The organism is Curtobacterium sp. MMLR14_006 (assembly GCF_001864985.1).
Lineage (GTDB): Bacteria > Actinomycetota > Actinomycetes > Actinomycetales > Microbacteriaceae > Curtobacterium.
On sequence record NZ_MJGU01000001.1, the window covers coordinates 13,225 to 33,407 of the forward strand.

General features: G+C 71.7%; 16 protein-coding genes. 3 read left to right on the forward strand and 13 right to left on the reverse strand.

Going from position 1 to position 20,183, the window contains the following annotated elements:
* Positions 1–20: 20 nt before the first annotated feature.
* From BIU94_RS18170 to BIU94_RS00090, 7 genes are all read right to left on the reverse strand, one after another.
* On the reverse strand, positions 21–143 hold the full coding sequence (locus BIU94_RS18170; protein ID WP_302846889.1) for a hypothetical protein: 123 nt from the start codon (positions 141–143) through the stop codon (positions 21–23).
* A gap of 48 nt (positions 144–191) precedes the next feature.
* Positions 192–746, reverse strand: a complete 555-nt coding sequence (locus tag BIU94_RS00065) for a DUF2231 domain-containing protein (protein ID WP_071252985.1) — start codon at positions 744–746, stop codon at positions 192–194.
* A 156-nt stretch (positions 747–902) separates the two neighbouring features.
* On the reverse strand, positions 903–3,071 hold the full coding sequence (locus BIU94_RS00070; RefSeq protein ID WP_083404472.1) for an ATP-dependent Clp protease ATP-binding subunit: 2,169 nt from the start codon (positions 3,069–3,071) through the stop codon (positions 903–905).
* Positions 3,072–3,124: 53 nt separating this feature from the next.
* The gene (locus tag BIU94_RS00075) at positions 3,125–4,525 is read right to left on the reverse strand and encodes an MFS transporter (protein WP_071252987.1); all 1,401 of its coding nucleotides are present in this window, start codon (positions 4,523–4,525) and stop codon (positions 3,125–3,127) included.
* Positions 4,526–4,691: 166 nt separating this feature from the next.
* Entirely contained in the window at positions 4,692–4,970 is a 279-nt protein-coding gene (tatA, locus tag BIU94_RS00080; RefSeq protein ID WP_071252989.1) for a twin-arginine translocase TatA/TatE family subunit, read from the reverse strand.
* A gap of 175 nt (positions 4,971–5,145) precedes the next feature.
* On the reverse strand, positions 5,146–6,756 hold the full coding sequence (locus BIU94_RS00085; protein WP_175472173.1) for a sugar transferase: 1,611 nt from the start codon (positions 6,754–6,756) through the stop codon (positions 5,146–5,148).
* 124 nt (positions 6,757–6,880) lie between these two features.
* Positions 6,881–9,613 carry a glycoside hydrolase family 2 protein gene (locus BIU94_RS00090; protein WP_071252991.1) on the reverse strand — a complete coding sequence of 911 codons (2,733 nt, stop codon included), beginning with the start codon at positions 9,611–9,613 and terminating at the stop codon, positions 6,881–6,883.
* A gap of 237 nt (positions 9,614–9,850) precedes the next feature.
* On the opposite strand from BIU94_RS00090, the gene BIU94_RS00095 reads away from it, so the two are divergent.
* From BIU94_RS00095 to BIU94_RS00105, 3 genes are all read left to right on the forward strand, one after another.
* Positions 9,851–10,270 (forward strand): pilus assembly protein CpaE, encoded by a 420-nt coding sequence (locus BIU94_RS00095; RefSeq protein WP_071253182.1) that lies wholly within the window; start codon positions 9,851–9,853, stop codon positions 10,268–10,270.
* Positions 10,271–10,333: 63 nt separating this feature from the next.
* A complete protein-coding gene (locus BIU94_RS00100; RefSeq protein WP_071252992.1) occupies positions 10,334–11,164 on the forward strand; it encodes an aldo/keto reductase in 831 nt (276 codons plus the stop codon).
* Between the two features lie 91 nt (positions 11,165–11,255).
* The gene (locus BIU94_RS00105; protein ID WP_139195839.1) at positions 11,256–12,623 is read left to right on the forward strand and encodes a GntR family transcriptional regulator; all 1,368 of its coding nucleotides are present in this window, start codon (positions 11,256–11,258) and stop codon (positions 12,621–12,623) included.
* Between the two features lie 39 nt (positions 12,624–12,662).
* On the opposite strand, the gene BIU94_RS00110 is transcribed toward BIU94_RS00105, so the two are convergent.
* From BIU94_RS00110 to dnaK, 6 genes are all read right to left on the reverse strand, one after another.
* Entirely contained in the window at positions 12,663–14,678 is a 2,016-nt protein-coding gene (locus BIU94_RS00110) for an LPXTG cell wall anchor domain-containing protein (RefSeq protein WP_071290550.1), read from the reverse strand.
* A gap of 98 nt (positions 14,679–14,776) precedes the next feature.
* The gene (locus BIU94_RS00115) at positions 14,777–15,922 is read right to left on the reverse strand and encodes a class I SAM-dependent methyltransferase (RefSeq protein WP_071252998.1); all 1,146 of its coding nucleotides are present in this window, start codon (positions 15,920–15,922) and stop codon (positions 14,777–14,779) included.
* 34 nt (positions 15,923–15,956) lie between these two features.
* Positions 15,957–16,367, reverse strand: coding sequence for a heat shock protein transcriptional repressor HspR (locus BIU94_RS00120; protein ID WP_071253183.1), 411 nt, complete (start codon positions 16,365–16,367; stop codon positions 15,957–15,959).
* Between the two features lie 126 nt (positions 16,368–16,493).
* A complete protein-coding gene (locus BIU94_RS00125; RefSeq protein ID WP_071253000.1) occupies positions 16,494–17,507 on the reverse strand; it encodes a DnaJ C-terminal domain-containing protein in 1,014 nt (337 codons plus the stop codon).
* A gap of 23 nt (positions 17,508–17,530) precedes the next feature.
* The gene (locus tag BIU94_RS00130; RefSeq protein WP_254782819.1) at positions 17,531–18,172 is read right to left on the reverse strand and encodes a nucleotide exchange factor GrpE; all 642 of its coding nucleotides are present in this window, start codon (positions 18,170–18,172) and stop codon (positions 17,531–17,533) included.
* A complete protein-coding gene (dnaK, locus tag BIU94_RS00135) occupies positions 18,169–20,028 on the reverse strand; it encodes a molecular chaperone DnaK (RefSeq protein ID WP_071253002.1) in 1,860 nt (619 codons plus the stop codon). Before dnaK ends, BIU94_RS00130 begins: the two co-directional genes overlap by 4 nt.
* Positions 20,029–20,183 lie beyond the last annotated feature (155 nt).

Below are 20,183 nucleotides of genomic sequence, written 5' to 3' on the forward strand. Positions count from 1 at the left end.
ATGTATTGCAGGTGATGTTCCTACGAGGAGACTGGGAGCACGGTGACGACACCGGTCCGCTCGTCCACCCGGACCACGAAGGTGGCGGCCGTCGGCAGTGGGACGGTCAGGAGCGGCAGGGCGTGGGTGCTGACGAGGTCCATGCTCCGACCATGGCGGCCGGAGGGTTTCCTCGGTGTTGCGCGTGCGGCTCAGGCGTCGAACGGCACCTCGCCGTGGTCGCTCACGCCGGCACGCTGTCGGTACGCCAGGTGCCCACCGAGGTACCCGCCCACGCCGACCACCGCCAGCGCCGCGAAGCCGAACGCCTTGCCTGCACCGTGGTTCCCGTGCTTCCGCTGCCACCACGACACCCCGTACAGCGAGATGCCGACCCAGTTCACCGCCTGGTGCACCCACCCCGTGCGCAGCTGCTCACGGTCGAGCTCGGACCAGTCCACGTAGCCGGCGAGCGATGCGCTGCCGGACGACACCAGCCCGACGCCGACCAGGGTCTTCGCGGCCTTCGCGTTGCCCTTCCCGCCGATCAGGTCGAGCACCGCGGCGGAGATCCAGGCGCCGAGCGGCACCTGGACCATGAGGGGGTGCACGGGGTGGCCGAACGGCACGCCGTGCAGGAGCCGGCGGAGTCCTCGCGGCTTCGCGAGGGCGTTCACGACGGCACGGTCGATGTCGACGGCCTTGTCGAGCACGCTCGCGTGCTCGACGGCGTCGGTGAGGCGGCGGAACGCGCGGATCTCAGGCATGCCCTGCAGCCAACCCGGGAGGCCCGGTGCCGGGTCCCAGGAACCGGCCCCGGGCCTCCTGTCGGTCACCCCGTCCACCCCGGAACCAGGTTCCGGACACAGCACCACGTCGTTCCGCGGTGTCGTGTCCGGAACCTGGTTCTGCGCGGCCGTCGCCTACTCCTCGACGATCTCCGCCAGCTCGAAGGGCTCGACCGTCAAGCCGTCGCCATCGGCGGCGACGTCCACCCGCACGGTGTCGCCGTCACGGACGTCGCCGGACAGGATCGCCCGCGCCAGCTTGTCGTCGATCTGCCGCTGCATGAGCCGGCGGAGCGGCCGCGCGCCGTAGAGCGGGTCGTACCCGCGCTCGGCGAGCCAGCTGCGTGCCTGCGGCGTCACCGCGAGTTCGAGCCGTCGGTCGGTCAGGCGTCGGGCCAGCCGGTCGACGTAGAGCGAGACGATCTGCCCGAGGTCCTCGGCCGACAGCGCCTGGAACACCACGATGTCGTCGAGACGGTTGATGAACTCCGGGCGGAACGCCTGCTGCACGAGCTCGCGCACGGCTGTCTCGCGCTGCTCGTCGGTCAGTGTCAGGTCGGTCATGAACTGCGAGCCGAGGTTCGACGTCAGCACCAGGATGGTGTTCCGGAAGTCGACCGTCCGGCCCTGACCGTCGGTGAGCCGCCCGTCGTCGAGCACCTGGAGCAGCACGTCGAACACCTCGGGGTGCGCCTTCTCGATCTCGTCGAGCAGGATCACCGAGTACGGGCGGCGGCGGACCGCCTCGGTCAGCTGCCCACCGGCCTCGTACCCGACGTACCCGGGCGGGGCGCCGATGAGCCGCGCGACCGAGTGCTTCTCGCCGTACTCGCTCATGTCGATGCGGACGAGCGCCTTCTCGTCGTCGAACAGGAACTCGGCGAGCGCCTTCGCCAGCTCGGTCTTGCCGACACCGGTGGGCCCGAGGAACAGGAAGGACCCCGTCGGCCGGTCCGGGTCGGAGATGCCGGCGCGGGTGCGGCGGACGGCCTCGGACACGGTGGTCACGGCAGTGCGCTGCCCGATGATCCGCCGGCCGAGCTCGCTCTCCAGGTGCAGGAGCTTCTCGGTCTCGCCCTGCAGCAGTCGACCGAGCGGGATGCCCGTCCACTGCGCGACGACGGCGGCGATGTCCTCGTCGGTGACGCTGTCGTTCACCATGCGGTCGGTGCTGCCTGCCCGCTCCGCGGCGGCGAGCTCGGCCTCGATGCGGGGCTTCTCGCCGTACTCCAGGCGCGAGACGAGCTCGTAGTCGGCCTCGCGCTGCGCCCGCTGCGACCGCATGTTCAGGTCGTCGAGCTGCTGCTTCAGTTCACCGATGCGGTTCAGGCTCGCGCGCTCCGCCTGCCAGCGCTGCTCGAGTTCGCCGAGGCGTTCCTCGCGCGTGTGCAGCTCGTTCCGCAGGGTCTCGAGCCGCGCCTTCGAGGCGTCGTCCTTCTCCTGCTTCAGCGCGAACTCCTCGACGCGGAGCCGGTCGACGTTCCGCTTCAGCTCGTCGATCTCGACCGGGCTCGAGTCGATCTCCATGCGGAGCCGGCTCGCGGCCTCGTCGATGAGGTCGATGGCCTTGTCGGGCAGCTGCCGGCCGGAGATGTACCGGTTCGACAGGCTCGCCGCGGCGACGAGCGCGGAGTCGTTGATCGTGACCTTGTGGTGCGCCTCGTAGCGCTCCTTGAGCCCGCGGAGGATCGCCACGGCGTCCTCGACGCTCGGCTCACCCACGTAGACCTGCTGGAAGCGGCGCTCGAGTGCGGCGTCCTTCTCGATGTACTCGCGGTACTCGTCGAGGGTGGTCGCCCCGATGAGTCGGAGCTCCCCGCGGGCGAGCATCGGCTTGAGCATGTTCGAGGCCGCGACGGACCCCTCGCCGCCACCGGCACCCATCAGGGTGTGCAGCTCGTCGATGAAGGTGATGACCTGGCCGTCGGAGTCGTTGATCTCCTTGAGCACGGCCTTGAGCCGCTCCTCGAACTCGCCGCGGTACTTGGCGCCGGCGATGAGGGCGGAGATGTCGAGGGAGACGAGCCGCTTGTCCTTGAGGGAGTCGGCGACGTCCCCGGCGACGATGCGCTGCGCGAGCCCCTCGACGACGGCGGTCTTGCCGACGCCGGGCTCGCCGATGAGCACGGGGTTGTTCTTCGTGCGGCGGGTCAGCACCTGGCTGACGCGTCGGATCTCGGAGTCGCGTCCGATCACCGGGTCGAGCTTGCCGCTGCGGGCGATCGCCGTGAGGTCGACGCCGTACTGCTCGAGGGCAGTCTTCTGTCGCTCTTGCGAGTCAGGAGCACCCTGGAGGTTCGCCATGCGTTCCGTCCTTTCGTTGCGGTGGTCTCGTACTTGAGTCTACTGCACTCAACTTAGGACCGCGCGGGTTCATTCCGGATCCCGACGGCGCTGACGAGCGCGCCGGCCAGCAACAGCAGCGCCATCACCACCATGGCCCGGTGCAGCCCCTCGACGCCCACCTCGCCGCCGAGCACGACGCCCGCCAGCGCCACCGTGACGAGCCCGGCGATCCGCGCGACGGCGTTGTTCACCGCGGAACCGGCGCCGGCCTCGGTCTGCGGGACCGAGCCGAGCACGGCGCTCGTGAGCGGGGTGACCATGAGCGCGATGCCCGCGCCGACGAGCACCAGCCCAGGGAGCACCGACCACCAGTACCCGGCCGGGTCCTCGCCCGTGAACAGGAGCAGGAGCGCCCCGACGGCGCCGACGGCGGGTCCAGCGGCCATGAACCACCGCGGCCCCCACCGGCCGGCCAGCGAGCCGACCGTCGTCGAGAGCAGCAGGAGCATCACCGTCGGCGGCAACGTCGCGAGGCCGGCGACCCAGGCAGGGAAGCCCCAGACCTCCTGCAGGAACAGCGTGACGACGAAGAACACCATGCCGAGCGCGCCGTAGATCGACAGCGTCGCGAGGTTGCCGACCGTGAAGTTCCGCGCCCGGAACAACGCGAGCGGCACCAGCGGCGCCCCGGACGTGCGCGTCACCCGGAGCTCCCACGGCACGAAGGCCACGAGCGCCGCGGCCCCGAGCACGAGCGCGGCGACCACGACCGGCGCGCCCCACCCGAGCCGCTCCTGCTCGATCAACCCGAGCACCACGCCGCCGACCCCCACCACGGCGAGCACCGCACCGACCACGTCGATCCGTGGGCGGGTGGCGGGGTGCACGTCGCCCGTGATGCGCAGCACGAGCACGATCGTCACCGCGATCGGCACCGCCGTCAGCACGAAGATCCACCGCCAGCCGATGCTGTCCACCACGAGCCCGCCGACGACCGGCCCGAGGATCGACGCCGCGCTCGACCACGCCGTCCACGTGCCGATCGCCCTCGCCTGGGCCGCCCCGCGGAACGCAGCCACGATGAGGGCGAGCGCACTCGGCGTGACGAGCGCACCCCCGACGCCCTGCAGCGCCCGGGCGACGATGAGCACCGCGCCGGACGGGGCCACCGCGCACAGCACCGACACGACCCCGAACACCACCAGCCCCCACGTGATGATCCGCACCCGGCCGAACACGTCCGACAGCGACCCCGCGACCAGGATGAGCGACCCGAGTGTCACGAGGTAGGCGTCGACCGTCCACTGCTGCACGACCAGGCCGCCACCGAGCTCGGACCGGATGGCGGGCAGTGCCACGTTCACCACGCTCGAGTCGAGCCCCACCACGAACGAGGACAGGACCGCCACCACGAGCACGGTGCGTCGGTCGTCCCGGAGCGCCGCGACGGCGGCGTGCGGTGCGGAGGTCATGTGCTCATCCTCCGCCACCCCGGCCGATCAGGCGGCCGGTCGGACGGCTTCGCGGGCGAGAACGGTTCCCTCGGGGGCCCGGACCCGCCGTACGCGACCCCGGACACGCCGAAGCCCCCGCGACCGGAGGGTCACGGGGGCTGCCGACAGGACGGGGCTGGGTGTCCTAGATCTGGGAGGAGTTACGCGACTCCGGGGTGGGCTGCACCGTCGGCGCCGGGTTCACGACCGGCTGGGCGACGGGAGCGGCGGGGTCGGCGACCGTGTTCTGGACGCCGGCATCGGTGCCCTTGGTCCGCTTGTCATCGGTCTCCATCTCCTTCTTGAAGATGTTGATCGACTGACCGAGGCCCTTGGCGAGCGCCGGGAGCTTCGTCGCACCGAAGAGCAGGATGACGATCCCGAGGATGACCAGCAGGTGAATGCCGGTGAGACCTTGCCACATGTTGACTCCTTGGTTCTGGACCTGATCGCCGTCTCGCGCGTCATCGTCGACACGTGCAGCGGAAGTCCGTCGTCCTCCCATCGTAACGCGCGCTCCCCGGGATGCCCAGGCCGAGCCGGAACGGACACCGTTCGCACAGGGAAGCCGCGCGCCCGCGGCAGCCGCGGGCGACCGCTCAGTAGGCCCCGTGCGAGCGGAGCACCGACGGGATCGTCCGCGCGAGGATCACCAGGTCGTGCAGGAACGACCAGTTCTCGACGTAGTGCAGGTCGAGGCGGACGCCCTCGGCCCAGTCCAGGTCGGACCGACCGCTCACCTGCCAGAGTCCGGTGATTCCCGGGGTGACGAGCAGACGGCGGTCCGCGAAGTCCTCGTACAGGGCGACCTCGCGCGGGAGCGCCGGCCGCGGCCCGACCAGGCTCATCGAGCCGGTCAGCACGTTCCAGAGCTGGGGCAGTTCGTCGAGCGAGGTCCGCCGCAGGAACGCACCGACGCGGGTCACCCGGGGGTCGTCCTTCATCTTGAAGAGCGGCCCGGCACCCTCGTTCTCGGACTGCAGCGCGGCCATCCGGGCCTCGGCGTCGACGCACATCGTGCGGAACTTCAGGATCGAGAAGGCCGCCCCACCCCGGCCGACGCGCACCTGGCGGAAGAAGACCGGCCCGCCGTCGTCGAGGCGCACGGCGAGGGCGACGACCCCGAGCAGGGGCGCCAGCAGGAGCAGTCCGACACCGGCCCCGACGACGTCGAGCAGACGCTTGCCCGCCCGACGCCGGTAGTCCGGGGTCTCGATGTGCATGAGCGGCAGGCCGTCGACGGGGCGCTCGTGCACGCGTCCGGCCGCGATGTCGGCGAGGGGCGAGGACACGACGAGCTCGACCCCGTGCTCCTCGAGCTGCCAGCCCAGGCGGCGCAGGCGGGCGTGCCCACCCCGCACCGCACCCGCCACGACGACCGCCGAGACGCCCTGCTCCTGCGCGAGCGGGAGCACGTCCTCGATGCCACCGACGACCCGGGCGCGCGCGGCCCCGAGGTCGATCTCGGCACCCGCGGCCTCGCAGTCGGTGACGACGGCCCGGACGCGGTAGCCGGCGCTCGGCGTCGCGGCGATGCGGGAACCGACGTAGCGGACGTCCTCGGCGTCGCCGACGAGCAGGACGTCCTGCAGGCGCTCGCCCCGGGAACGGGAGCGCGCGAGCACGGTCCGGACGGCCTTCCGGCCGAGCACCAGGAACGCGAGCCCGAGCGGGAACGCGATCGCGACGTAGCCACGGGCGAGGTCGAGCTGTGCCGCGTACGCCACCACCGCCACCCCGGCGACGGCCACCAGGCTCGCGGTGACGAGCCGGCGGTACTCGTCGCCGCCGATGCCCGCGATGCGCGGGTCACGGGTGCGGAACACCGACAGCAGGACCATCCAGACGACCACGATGGCCGGTGCGACGGCGAACTCGAGCCAGCCGGACCGGGGCCGGACCGCCGTGAGCTCCCAGGGGAACCGGGCGACGTGCGCCACCGCGAACGCGGCGAGCAGCAGCCCGAGGTCGAGCAGGGCGACGGCCGGCACGTACCCGTGGCGGGCGCCCGCGGGGGCGACCGGACGGTGCGCGTGCGGCGTCGCGTGCACCCGCGGCCGCGGTCGCGCCGGACGGGAGCGCTCGGTGCCCGTCAGACCGGTGTCGGTCGGGTCGGTACCGATCAGGTCGCGGCCGATCGGGCCGGCGCCGACCGGATCGGTGCCGGCCGGCGCGGGCGCGACCGGGACGGCAGCGGTGGGTGGACGCATCGCGAGGGACATGGTGGGACCTCCTGTCGACCGGCCGACCGGGGAGGTCGACCGGACGCCGGGTCGGTCGGGTCACGACGGCGAGCGGCGCACCATCCAATGTATCACCGTGTCGTTCTGGATATCACCGAGCGGACAGCACCTGGTCGAGGCTCCACAGGACCGGGGCCGCACGGAGGGCCGGGACGTCTGCTTCCGAGACACCGGTCAGGCGGAACACGACGCGCTCCCCCGGCAGCAGGGTCATGAACCCCCGGTCCACCGTCCCGGCACCGGCGACCCGGTCCGGCTGCACGAGCAGGTCCCGCACGAGCGAGTCGGCCTCGACGGTCAGGTCCAGGCCGCCGTCCACGGCGGTGAACGACGTCCGGTAGCGCGCCGGCTCCCACCGCAGGTCGGCGTCGGGTGCCGACGTCCACACCGCTCGGCGCCAGTCCATGTCCGCGACGACGAGCTCGTTCGCGGGGTCGTCGACCACCCCGACCGACTCGGGCAGCGCCACCACCGCGACGCCGGCCGACGGCAGGCGGACCGGCAGCTCAACCTCGGCGAGGATCGCCCCCGCCGTCGTGACCCGGCGCACCCGGACGACGCTCTCCAGCCCGCCCCGGGCGGAGCGGACGGCGATCTCGACGGGCGACGACCCGAACGCGCCGGGCGAGACGCCGAGCGAGAGCGTGTCAGCCAGCTCGCCCGTCTCGTCGACCGGAGCCGACGGCGCCGGGTGGTCCGGGCCTCCTGTCCGGTCCTCGTCCTGGGCGACGGACGCGGGCGGGCGCGCCCCCGACGCGGACGGCGACCCGGCGGTGGCGACGGACACGCGGGACACCGGACGGATCGTCAGCAGGACGTCGTCGTACAGCCGTCGCAGCTCGTGCGCGAGCGGCTTCAGCCGCCCCGCCGAGTCGATCGCCGACCACGAGGACACCGGCCACAGGTCGTTCAGCTGCCACACCACGACACCCGTGTTGCGGGGCCAGTGCGTCCGCCAGTGCTCGACGCCGGTCGCGATCGCCCGGGTCTGCTGCAGCTGGGTCAGGTAGTGCCAGGCGTCGAAGTGCGCTGGGTCGACCGCACCGAACCGCGGTGCGATGCCGCTGGCGAGCTTCGCCATGCCGCCCTCGGCCTTCTGGTGGTGCACGACGCCGGGTGAGTCGACGCGCATCGGCTCGTCGGCCACGGCGTCGCGCAGGGTCCGCCAGGCCGGCGGCGCCTGCCAGCCGAACTCGGACACGAAGCGCGGCACCGACTCGCGGTACGCCGTGTCGGGCAGCCGGTTCCAGGCGTCCCACGAGTGGTGCGTCTCGTGGTCGACGTCGTTCGCGGGGAGCGACTCCGAGCCGGACCACGGCGAGGCCACCGTGTAGAAGCGCGACGGGTCGACCGCGTCGACGATCGTCGGCAACAGGTCGAGGTAGTAGTCGAGGCCCCAGCCGCGCCCGTCGAGCGAGGACTCCCAGTCCCCGACGTCGTGCAGCCAGATGTTCTCGTTGTTGCCGTTCCACACCACGAGCGAGGGGTGCCGCGACAGCCGGGCGACGTTGTCCCGGGCCTCGGCGATGACCTCGCTGCGGATCGGCTCGACCTCGGGGTAGGCGGCGCAGGCGAAGGGGAAGTCCTGCCAGACGAGTAGCCCGAGCTCGTCGCAGACCTCGTAGAAGTCCCGGGACTCGTAGACCCCGCCGCCCCAGACACGCACCAGGTTCGTGCCGAGCGACGCCGCCGCGGTCAACCGGGACTCGAGCCGCGACCGGTCGACGCGCGAGATGATCACGTCGTCCGGGATCCAGTTCACGCCCCGCACGTCGACGAGGGTCCCGTTGACGTGCACGGCGAACGGGCGGCCGATGCGGTCGACCTGGGTCTCGATGCGCGTCGACCGGAACCCGGTGCGGAACGTGTCGCGGTCGAGCACCTCGCCGTCGACGGTCTGCAGCTCGACGACGACGTCGTACAGCGACGGGTCGCCGTACCCGCGCGGCCACCAGCGCCGCGCATCGGGCACCCGCACCGTCACGACGGTCTCGTCGTCCTTCGGGGTGAGCTGGGCGCGGGAGCGCTGCCGGGTGGTGGTGCCCTCCTCGGTCTCGCCGCTGACCGTCACGACGAGCACGAGGTCGTCGTCCTCGCCGTCCTGGTCGAGGTCGGCGGTGCTCTCGCCGAACACGGACGGTCCGGACCGCTCGACCGTGATGTGCGTGTCGAGCACACCCTCGCCGGCCTCGACGTCGACGAGCGGCCGCACCTCGCGCAGCCGGGCGGTGGACCACCGCTCGATCGCGACCGGCCGCCACGGCCCGCTGGTCACCGCTGTGAGGCCCCAGTCCCAGCCGAAGTTCGACGCCGACTTGCGGACGTACGGGAACGGCTCGTCGTACGGGCCCGGCATGCTGCCGGCCTTCGCGGCGACCCGGCCGGCCTCGCGGTAGGGCGACTCGAACAGGATCTCGAGGTCCTTCGCGGTCGCGTCGCCCGACCCGCTCTGCACGCGGGCGTCGAACCGGTAGCGGCGGTGCATGTTGCGGGTGGTGCCCACGACGACGCCGTCCAGGCTGAGCTCGGCCACCGTGTCGAGCCCGTCGCAGACCAGGTCGACGCGCTCGTACCCGCGCGGGTCGACGTCGACCGTGCGGCGGTACGCCCAGTCGGCGCGGCCCACCCACTTCGCGGGCTGCTCGTTCAGGTGGAACGTGGGGTCGGGCAGCAGCCCCTCGCGCTCCAGGTCGGTGTGCACCTGCCCCGGCACCGTCGCCGGGATGGTGCGGTCCGCGATGCCGGCCGGCGCGCCGGCGGGCACGGTGTCCCCCGCGATCGTCACGGTCCAGTCGTCGCGGAGTTCCTCGCGTTCGAGGGTCATGCGGGTCCTTCTCTGGGTGCACGGGATGTCCGTCCACCTCGGTCGGGACGCCGGCCGGCGGCCCGCCCCGCGGCCGTTCGGGCGGCCAGGAGGCGCGGCACCGGTTGCCCGGGCGTCGTCGCGTCGCGCGCGCGGGCGGGTTGCGCTCGCGCGGAGGGTGCTCGGCGATGCTAGTACGCCCGAGCCACCAGCGACCTCCGTGGTGACACGGTCGGTGTCGTGCGGCAGGGTGGGGAGGTGATCACCGTCGACCTCGCCCGAGCCCTCCGAGACGCCGGCCTGCGCTGGCACCCCGACACCGGGGACCGGTTCGTCATCGACAAGCCCGAGGCCGACGGCGACGTCTACACGGTGTCCGAGATGACCGTCGAGCGGCACGACTCCCCGACGGGCACCATCCTCGGCTTCAACGGCACGACCGAGTGGGCGCTCGACTCCGTCACCGCGGACGAGTCGCTCTGGCTCCCGCGCGAGGACCAACTGCGCGAGCTGCTCGGCCCGTCCTTCGTCGGGCTCACCCGGGTGCAGCTCGGCGACCGCGTCGTGCACACCGTGACCGCGACGATCGGCGGCGTCGACCGGAGCTTCGCGTCGGAGGACCCCGCGGTCGCGTACGGGCAGGCGCTGCAGGCGTACATCCGCGCGGCGCTCGACTGACCGACGCGCCGCACCTGGACGTTCCTGGAACAACCGCTGACCGCCGTTTGGTTGCATGACACCATGACCGTTCCGAACATCACCCTGAACGACGGCAAGACCATCCCGCAGCTCGGCTTCGGCGTCTTCCAGATCGACCCCTCCGAGACGAAGGCCGCGACCCTCGCCGCACTCGAGGTCGGCTACCGCCACATCGACACCGCCGAGATGTACGGCAACGAGAAGGAGGTCGGCGAGGCGATCGCCGAGTCCGGCATCGACCGCTCGGAGATCTTCGTCACCTCGAAGCTCAACAACGGCTTCCACGCGCCCGAGGCCGCGCTGGAGAACGGCAAGAAGTCGGCGGAGCTGCTCGGCGGCTACACCGACCTGTTCCTCATCCACTGGCCGCTGCCCACCGTCTCGGACTTCGTGCCGACCTGGAAGGCCCTCGAGGAGCTCTACCACGCCGGCACCTCCCGCTCGATCGGCGTGAGCAACTTCCAGGCGCACCACCTGCACCGCCTGCGCGCCGAGACCGACGTGCCGCCGGCCGTCAACCAGATCGAGGTGCACCCGTACCTGACGCAGGACGAGCTCCGTGCCGTGGACACCGAGCTCGGCATCGCGACCGAGGCCTGGTCGCCGATCGCGCAGGGCCTCGTGCTCGACGACGAGACCATCACGCGCATCGCCGGCGCCGTCGGCAAGTCCCCGGCGCAGGTCGTCCTCCGCTGGCACATCCAGCGCGGCGACATCGTCTTCCCGAAGTCGGTCACCCGCGCCCGCGTCGAGGAGAACTTCGCGATCTTCGACTTCGAGCTCTCCGACGAGGACATGACGGACATCACCGGCCTCGACAAGGGCCACCGCACCGGCCCGGACCCCGACACGTTCGACTACGTGCCGGCCTGATCGGTCCGGACCACCACGCACGGAGCCGCCCGGGACCCCCGGGCGGCTCCGCCCGTTCCGGGCGGATACGCTCACAACCAGAGGGGTGGAGATGACGGTGAGTCGTGCGCGCGACGACGGCTGGACACCGGAGTTCGGTGCCGCCTACCGCACCGTGCTCGGCGCGATCCGAGACGGCTCGCTCGAGCGCGACACCGACCACGACGAGCTCGCCCTGTCCGGACGGTTCGACGTCGACCCCGCCGTGTTGCACGGCGCACTCGAACGCCTGGCCGACATCGGACTCGTGGAGTTCGTCGCCGACGCGGCGGTCCGATTCGGCTCACTGTCCGTCCCTGCCTGGGTCGACAACGGCTGGCTCCTGGTCGGGTTGGTGGAAGGCGTGATGCGATCTGCGCTGCCGGTACTCACCGAGACGGACGTCGCGGCGCACACCGCCGTCGCCGAGGCTCTGCGTCGAGCCGCCGCCCTCCGCACGCCCGACCTGGACCCGGCCTTCTGGGCCTCCCTGCAGTTCTGGATCGAGCGCACCCCGAACCGGGTCCTCGCACGCCTGACGTCCCGGGCGATGGAGCGCGTGCGCTTCGGGTTGGAACCGTCGGTGCGCTTCGAAACGACCGACGTCGAAGCTTGGGTCGCGACGTCGCAACAAGCTGTCCGCTACCGCGTTCCTGCTTCGACCGAGCGCGCTGCGCACGTCCTCGCTCGGTTGTGGGACGCGCACCTGCGCGGGTCGGCCGGACGCTTCGACCGATTCCCCGACGCCCTCGTGGCCGAGACGTCATCGGCCGAGGACGCGCCGTTCTGGGCCACGTGGCGCCCGGACGACCTGTGGTGGGATCTGCTCGCCATGGTGCGCGACGGCACGCTCCGGCGCGAGCACACCTACCGCGCTCGAGAGATCGCCGCACGCCTGCGGCAGCCGGTGCGGACCCTCATGCCGCTGTTCCGGCGGCTCGAACTCATGGGCCTCGTGGACACGCGGGCGGACGACCCCGAGGGGATCCGTGTCACCCGGCCGGACGTGCAGCACTGGATCGACTCACTCCAACTCGCCTCGACGCTCGCCGAGATGTGCGCCCGGTGGGCGGTCCCGGTGCTCTCCGACCAGGGTCGAGCCGAGCTGCACGCGGTGACCGCCGCAGCCCGACGCCAGGCGCGGATCCGCGACTACGCGTACACGCTCACGATGGTCGACCTCTCGCGGGTACTCGGGGCGCACACCCCGAACCCGTGGATCGCGGGGAACCTCCGCCTGGCGATCAGTCGGCTGGCGTTCGTGTTCGACGAGGCGCCGCCGCTCCGGCAGTGGGACATCGACGACGTCTTCGCGTTGCTCGACCAGGCGATCGACGCCGGTGACGCGGCGCTCGCCACCGAGGCGATGCACGCGCAGAACGTGCTCTTCGACGCGCACATCGCCGACGTCGTCGAACGGTTCGGTCGCCGCACGAGCTGAGCCGCACGGCGCGCGTCCGCGCCGTGCGGCCCAGGCCGGTCAGACCTCCGTGCCGACGTCTCGCCGACGTCGACGGACGACCAGCAGCACGGCGCCGGACGCCGCGAGTCCGCCTCCGATGAGGGCAACGGCCACGACGCCATCGGACCCGGTCCAGGCCAGCCGGGACGTGCCGCTGCCGGCGGACCCACCGGCGCGTGGTCCACCGGACGCGGACGCGGCCCCCGGAGATCGACCTGGATCACCGGGTTCGCCGAGACCGACGCCCGGCGTCTCGGACGGTCCCGGCGTGGGTTCCTCCGTCGGACCCGGCGTCGGGTCGGGCGTCGGACCAGGCCCCGGCGTCGGGTCCGGGTCCGGGTCCGGGGTCGGTTCGACCTCCACGCGGATCGTCGCCGACGCCACCTGCCCGGCGTCCGAGGTGACCTCGTACCGGACCGGCTTCGCCACCCCGCTGAACCCGTCCTCCGGTGTGAAGGTGATGCGCCCCTGGTCGTCGGCCACGTAGGTGCCCTCGCCGGGGACCCGCAGCTGCTTGCCGTCCGCGGAGAGCTCGGCCCCGTCGATCCCGTCCGCGGTCAGCCGCAGCGACCCGAGGTCGGCGCCGCTGCCGTCGAGCGCGTCGTTCCCGACCACGTCCACGACCACCGGTTCGCCCTGCGCGCCGGACGCCGTGTCGTCGGACGCGACGGCCTCGGGCAGCAGGACGTCGAACCCGATCGTGTCGGTGTCGTTCGTCAGGTCGACGTCGCTCACCGAGCCGTCCCGCGCGACGGCGGACAGTCCCTCGTCGAAGCGGTCCGCCGTGAAGTCCGTGACGGTCTCCGCGGTGGTCGTGTAGGTACCGCTCCGGGTCGTCGCCGGCACGGTGCCGCGACCGACCAGGGTGATCTCGCCACCCGGCGGAGCCGTCCAGTCGGTCCCGACCGCACCGCTCCCCCGGTCGTCGCCGCACGTCGCGCCACCGCTGGCCTCGCACGTCCAGCTGACCTCGGTCAGCGGCAGGTCGTCCGTCAGCGCGACGGTCCGGGCGACGGCGTCCGGCGGGCCGCCGATCGTCGCCGGCCCGTCGTTGACCGAGCGCACGCGGAACGTCACGTCGCTCCCGGCCGCGACCGGTCCGTCGGTGTCCACAGACGCCGTCGTCACCACGTCCGTCGGCTGCGTGGCCCGCACGTTCCGGAGCTCGTGGAACTCCGACCGTCCGCCGGTCGAGGCGCTGAACCCGAAGCGCATCCGGTCCGGCAGCGCCGTCGCCGGCAGGTCGGTCGAGATGACGTGCCGCAGCTCGGCCGGCTCCGAGCCGACCGCCGTGGCGTCGGACATCGAGACGATCGCGGTGATGCCCCCGGCGTCCCGCGGCACGACGTCGACCTGCACGTGGCGGTAGGTCGCCGTGGCGGCGTCGGCTCCGCGGTCCTCGAGGAACCCGAGTCCTCGGTCACCGGTCGTCGCGAGCACCGGGTAGCACTGGGCCTCTGCACCCCGGACCGTCACGGCGTTCGGGACGGACTCCGGCACCGCGAAGTTGCCGAAGCGGTCGAACCCGACCCCGACGACCCCGCCGTCGAGCCCGGCCGAGCACGCGGCACGACCGTCGTAGTACCCGAGCCCGCCGCCGACCGGGCCGATCGACTCGAGCGGCACCGCGGCGTCCTGCAGGAAGAACCCGATGCCGTCGGCGTACCCGGTGTCGGTCGGGCTGTACATCCGCTGGTCGAACTCGACCGTCAGACCGTGGCTCGAGTCGTACGGCACCTCGTTGTACACGGCCGAGCGGGAGTACTTCGCGTTGTCGGTCATCCGCAGCCACTTGCCCGCGGCGCCGTGGTCGACGACGGCGGCCTGGGCGTCGTCCGTCGCGATGCGGGTCCAGCCCGCGGGCATCGCGGTGCCGACCGGCAGGTCGGCGAAGGGGTCGCGGATCGGGAACGGCTCGACGGCGTGCGCCGGGCCGGGCTCGGCCACGACACCCACCCCGGCGACGAGCGCGCCGAGGGCGAGCGCCGGCACGAGGGCGACGGCCCTCGCGGTGCGGCGTGGTGATCGGTTCATGGGAGTCCTCTCTGACGTGCGAGAGACGACTGTGCAGGACCGTTCACCGACCCACAAGTATTATCTGCGTGATATGCCGGAGCCGGTATCGGGGTCGATCACGTGGAGCTCGCGACCGACGCCGTGACCGTGAACTTCGGCGTCCGGACGACCTGCCTCGTCGGCCCGACGAGCCGCTCGAGCACCGGCCGGTAGCGCAGGTGCGAGTTCCACACGCACCACAGTTCGCCGCCGGTCTGGAGGATCGTGGCCGCGTTCCGGAACATCGCTGCGGCCGCGTCGGTGGTCACCGTGGTGTCCGCGTGGAACGGCGGGTTGCAGAGCACGAGCTGCGCCGAGCCCGCTGCGATCTCGTCGCCGGCGTCGGTCCGTACCACCGTCACCCGGTCCGCGACGCCGTTCGCCTCGGCGGTCGCCCGCGTCGAGTCCACCGCGATCCGCGAGACGTCGGTCGCGACGACCCGCACCGTCGGTCGACGACGCGCGACTGCCGCGGCGATCACCCCGTTGCCGCTCCCGAGGTCGACGACGGTGCGAGCTGTGGGCACCGCGTCGTCGAGCACGTCGAGCAGCACCCGGGTGCCCTGGTCGAGCGAGGTCCCCGCGAACACCCCGCCGTGCGCGACGAGCGTCATGCCGAGGTCGTCCACGTGCACGGACCGCGGCCAGGGGTCGGTGACCGCGGCGCGGTTCGCCTGCGCGCGCAGCGGGTCCTGCGCGATGAGCAGCCGCGACTTCCCGCGCCCGCGCGACGCCGTGACCTCGCCGAACGACCGCCGCAGCACGTCGTTCTGCGACACGTGCATGTACTTCACGTTGCCGCCGCAGAGCAGCACGACGTCGGGAGCCGCGAACCGTGCGACGGCCCGCGCGATCTCGTCGAGCCGGTCGTGCGACTTCGACAACCGGAGCACCACGAGCCGGACGTCGCGGAAGGCGTCCTCGAGCGTCGCCGGGTGGTGGAACCCGCGCAGCCCGAACGTGCCGGCGTTGGCCTCGAGCGCACGCTCCCCCACCAGGGAGTCCTGCACGACCCGGATGTCCGACGCCCCGTACTGCGTGATGAGCCCGAGCGTCAGGACGCCGTGACGGTCGTCGACGACCGCGACCTCGCCGGGCTGCCGGAGCGCATCGCCGTGCACGTGCGGCGCCTCGTCGATGAGGAACCGGTCGGTGCCGTCGATCGCGATGAGGTCCGGCGCGGAGTCGTCGCGGCGGCGGAAGAGGTCGGCGAAGTCTGGCACCGCGTCAGCGTACCGACGACGGCGCTGCTGTCGGTCAGCGCGGCCCGCGGTACAGGACGATCTGCGTGTTCCGCTGCGGCCGGGACCCCGCCTTGAGCGAGATCGCGGCACCGGTCGCCGTGGCCGCGAACACCCGCGCGCCCGGTCGGTTGATGAGGTGGTCGGCCAGCGCGGACTCGAGCTCACGCACCCGGTCGCGCAGTGCCCGGTTCTCGTTCTCCAGGTCGAGCACGCGCCGGATCCCCTCCAGCGACACCCCCTCGGAGCCGAGCCGCGCGATCTCACGCAGCTGCACGACGTCGCGCATGGAGTAGCGGCGCGAACCGCCGCGGGTCCGCCCCGGCACGACCAAGCCGAGCCGGTCGTACTGCCGCAGCGTCTGCGGGTGCATCTCGGCAAGCTCCGCCGCGACCGCGATCGCGAAGACGGGCGAGTTCTCGTCCATGTCGGTCACGGCGCGTTCCCTTCCGTCGTCCGCGTGGTGTGGGGACCGGCCTGGAGGCTCGGGGCGGCTTCCTGACGGAGCCGCTCCGTGCCTCCAGGCCGGGTCTTCTGCTGTGGTCGCGTGACGCTAGTCGCGCGCCTTGGCGAGGAGGTCCTCGCGGGGGTTCTCGTCGGGCAGGGCGGCCGCGAGCGCCTCGACGGCCTCGCGCTGCTTGTCCGACAGGTGGGAGGGCACCGCGACCTGGACGGTCGCGAGCAGGTCGCCCGTGCCGTTCTTCGTCGTGACGCCGCGGCCCTTGACGCGCAGGACGCGACCCGACGGCGTGCCGGGAGCGACCTTGAGCTTCACGGGTGATCCGCCGAGCGTCGGGACCTCGATCGTCGCGCCGAGCGCCGCCTCGGTGAACGTCACGGGGACGTCCACCCGCAGGTTGAGCCCGTCACGCTCGAAGACCGGGTGCTTGCGCACCGAGACCTGGACCACGAGGTCACCGGGTTCGCCGCCGTCGGGCGAGGGTTCCCCGCGACCACGCAACCGGATCTTCTGCCCGTCCGCGACCCCCGCGGGGATCCGGACGTTCACGGGCCGACCGTTGCCCTGCGACAGCTTGACGGTGTCGCCGGCGATCGCGGTCGCGAAGTCGAGCGTCGTCGACGCCGTGACGTCGCGGCCCTTCGTCGGTCCGCCGAAGCCACGGAACCCGCCGCTCGGCTGACCGAAGCCACCGCCACCGCCACCGCCGAACATGCCACCGAGGATGTCCTCGAAGCCGCTCCCGCCGCCCGCGCCGCCCTGGCCGAAGCGGACACGCTGTCCGCCACCGCCCTGCTGCCCGAACATGCCGCCGAAGACGTCCTCGAAGCCCCCACCCTGGCCCGGGCCACCCGCGGTGAAGCGGGCACCCGAACCCATGGCACGGACCTGGTCGTACTCGGCGCGCTGCTCCTTGTCGGAGAGCACCGAGTAGGCCTCGCTGATCTCCTTGAAGCGGTTCTCGGCAGCTGCGTCACCGGGGTTGGAGTCCGGGTGGAACTGCCGGGCGAGCTTCCGGTAGGTCTTCTTCAGCTCGGCCTCCGACGCGTCCTTCGACACGCCGAGGACCTTGTAGAAGTCCTTGTCGAACCAGTCCTGACTGGCCACTGGTACCTACCTTCCGTTCCGGCTCAGGCCGGGACCGCCACCGCGACCTTGGCCGCACGGAGCACGCGCTCACCGAGCTTGTAGCCCGGCTCGACGACGTCCGCCACGGTCTGGCCGGTGGCACCCGGGGTCGGGAGCTGGACGATCGCCTCGTGGATGTTCGGGTCGAACGCCTCGCCCTTCTCGCCGATCTGCACGAGCTTGAACTTGTCGAAGCCCCCGCGGATCTTCTGCCCGATGACCTGCATCGGCCCCTCGGTGAGGTCGCCGTGGGCCTCGGCCCGGGTGAGGTCGTCGAGCGCCGGGAGCAGCGCCCGCACGACCTCCGCGATCGCGACCTCGCGGTTTGCCTCACGGTCACGCTCGACGCGCTTCCGGAAGTTCACCAACTCGGCCTGCGCGCGGAGCATGTCCGCACGCATCTCGGCGACCAGGTCGCGGTCCTCGGTGCTCAGCTTGTCCTCGGCGATGCCGCGGGCGGCGTCGGCGAGCAGTGCTTCGTCCTCGGGGCTCAGGTCGGTCGGCACCTCGACGTCGGGACCCTCGGCCTCGATGAGGTCCTCCGGCTCCGCGGCGTTCGTGGCGTCGCCCTCGACCTGCGGCTCGTCGTTGTTCTCGACGCCGTCCTTCGGGTCCTGGGTGGGATCGGTGTTGGGGTCCGTCACTTCTTGTCGTCCTCGTCGTCCACGACCTCGGCGTCGACGATGTCCTCGTCGTCCTGCGCGGTCTGGTCACCGGCGGGCTGCTCGCCACCGGCCGCGGCACCCGCGTCCTGCTGCGAGTAGATCGCCTGGCCGAGCTTGCCCTGCGACTCGTTGAGCTTGTCGAAGGCGGTCTTCACGGCGTCGTCGTCCTCGCCGGCGAGGGCCGACTTCAGCGCGTCGACGTCGGCCTGGACCTCGGACTTGACGTCCGCGGGGAGCTTCTCGTCGTTCTCCTTGATGAGCTTCTCGATCGAGTAGACGAGCTGCTCGGCCTGGTTGCGACGCTCGTTGGCCTCGCGACGGGCCTTGTCCTCGGCGGCGTGCTCCTCGGCCTCGCGGACCATGCGCTCGATGTCCTCCTTCGGCAGCGACGAGCCGCCGGAGATGACCATCGACTGCTCCTTGCCGGTGCCCTTGTCCTTCGCGGACACGTGCACGATGCCGTTGGCGTCGATGTCGAACGTGACCTCGACCTGCGGCACGCCACGGGGAGCCGGCGCGATGCCGGTGAGCTCGAAGGTGCCGAGCGGCTTGTTGTCGCGGGTGAACTCGCGCTCGCCCTGGAAGACCTGGATCGCGACCGACGGCTGGTTGTCGTCAGCGGTCGTGAAGGTCTCGCTCCGCTTGGTCGGGATCGCGGTGTTGCGGTCGATGAGCTTCGTCATCAGGCCGCCCTTGGTCTCGATGCCGAGCGACAGCGGCGTGACGTCGATGAGCAGGACGTCCTTGCGCTCGCCCTTCAGCACGCCGGCCTGCAGCGCGGCGCCGACGGCGACGACCTCGTCCGGGTTGACGCCCTGGTTCGGCGACTTGCCGCCGGTCAGCGACTTGACGACCTCGGCCACGGCGGGCATGCGGGTCGAGCCACCGACGAGCACGACGTGCGCGATGTCGTTGACCGAGACACCGGCTTCCTTGATGACGTCGTTGAACGGCTTCTTCGTGCGGTCGAGCAGGTCGGAGGTCATCTGCTCGAACTGGGCGCGCGAGATGGTCTCGTCGAGGTTCAGCGGGCCGTCGGCGGTGAGCGTCAGGTACGGGAGCTGGATGTTCGCCGACATCTGCGACGAGAGCTCCTTCTTGGCCTGCTCTGCCGCTTCCTTCAGGCGCTGCTTGGCGATCTTGTCCGTGGACAGGTCGACGCCGTGCTCGTCCTTGAACTTCTTGATCAGGTGGTCGACGATGCGCTGGTCCCAGTCATCGCCGCCGAGGCGGTTGTCGCCGGAGGTCGCACGGACCTGGATCGTCGAGAAGTCGTCGTCCTTGCCCACCTCGAGCAGGGAGACGTCGAAGGTGCCGCCACCGAGGTCGAAGACCAGGATGAGCTCGTCTTCCTTGCCCTTGTCGAGGCCGTAGGCCAGCGCGGCCGCGGTCGGCTCGTTGATGATGCGCAGGACGTTGAGGCCGGCGATCTCACCGGCGTCCTTCGTGGCCTGGCGCTCGGCGTCGTTGAAGTACGCCGGGACGGTGATGACCGCGTCGGTGACGTCTTCACCGAGGTACTGCTCGGCGTCGCGCTTGAGCTTGCCGAGGGTACGGGCCGAGATCTCCTGCGGCGTGTACTTCTTGCCGTCGATCTCGACGGTCCAGTCAGTACCGATGTGGCGCTTGACCGACGCGATGGTGCGGTCGACGTTGGTCACGGCCTGGCGCTTCGCGGTCTCGCCGACCAGCACCTCGCCGTCCTTCGTGAACGCGACGATCGACGGGGTGGTCCGGAGGCCCTCGGCGTTGGCGATGACGGTGGGCTCGCCGCCCTCGAGAACGCTGACGACCGAGTTGGTGGTTCCGAGGTCGATGCCTACTGCACGTCCCATGTGTGGTGCTCCTTCTTGCTCGAGGTAAGTCGTTGGACTTGCGTCCGATGGACTCAACTCTACTCGGGACCACGGCGACGTCAACCCAGGAGGGTCGAAGTTGCGTCGATCCCACTCAACTCCCAGCGACAGGCAGTGCGTGAACCTATGTATCT

Excerpts from the sequence above, each read along its gene's own strand:
- BIU94_RS18170 (WP_302846889.1), bottom strand. The coding sequence starts at position 143 with ATGGACCTCGTCAGCACCCACGCCCTGCCGCTCCTGACCGTCCCACTG.
- BIU94_RS00065 (WP_071252985.1), bottom strand. The coding sequence starts at position 746 with ATGCCTGAGATCCGCGCGTTCCGCCGCCTCACCGACGCCGTCGAGCAC.
- BIU94_RS00070 (WP_083404472.1), bottom strand. The coding sequence starts at position 3,071 with ATGGCGAACCTCCAGGGTGCTCCTGACTCGCAAGAGCGACAGAAGACT.
- BIU94_RS00075 (WP_071252987.1), bottom strand. The coding sequence starts at position 4,525 with ATGACCTCCGCACCGCACGCCGCCGTCGCGGCGCTCCGGGACGACCGA.
- tatA (WP_071252989.1), bottom strand. The coding sequence starts at position 4,970 with ATGTGGCAAGGTCTCACCGGCATTCACCTGCTGGTCATCCTCGGGATC.
- BIU94_RS00085 (WP_175472173.1), bottom strand. The coding sequence starts at position 6,756 with ATGCGTCCACCCACCGCTGCCGTCCCGGTCGCGCCCGCGCCGGCCGGC.
- BIU94_RS00090 (WP_071252991.1), bottom strand. The coding sequence starts at position 9,613 with ATGACCCTCGAACGCGAGGAACTCCGCGACGACTGGACCGTGACGATC.
- BIU94_RS00100 (WP_071252992.1), top strand. The coding sequence starts at position 10,334 with ATGACCGTTCCGAACATCACCCTGAACGACGGCAAGACCATCCCGCAG.
- BIU94_RS00105 (WP_139195839.1), top strand. The coding sequence starts at position 11,256 with ATGACGGTGAGTCGTGCGCGCGACGACGGCTGGACACCGGAGTTCGGT.
- BIU94_RS00110 (WP_071290550.1), bottom strand. The coding sequence starts at position 14,678 with ATGAACCGATCACCACGCCGCACCGCGAGGGCCGTCGCCCTCGTGCCG.
- BIU94_RS00120 (WP_071253183.1), bottom strand. The coding sequence starts at position 16,367 with ATGGACGAGAACTCGCCCGTCTTCGCGATCGCGGTCGCGGCGGAGCTT.
- dnaK (WP_071253002.1), bottom strand. The coding sequence starts at position 20,028 with ATGGGACGTGCAGTAGGCATCGACCTCGGAACCACCAACTCGGTCGTC.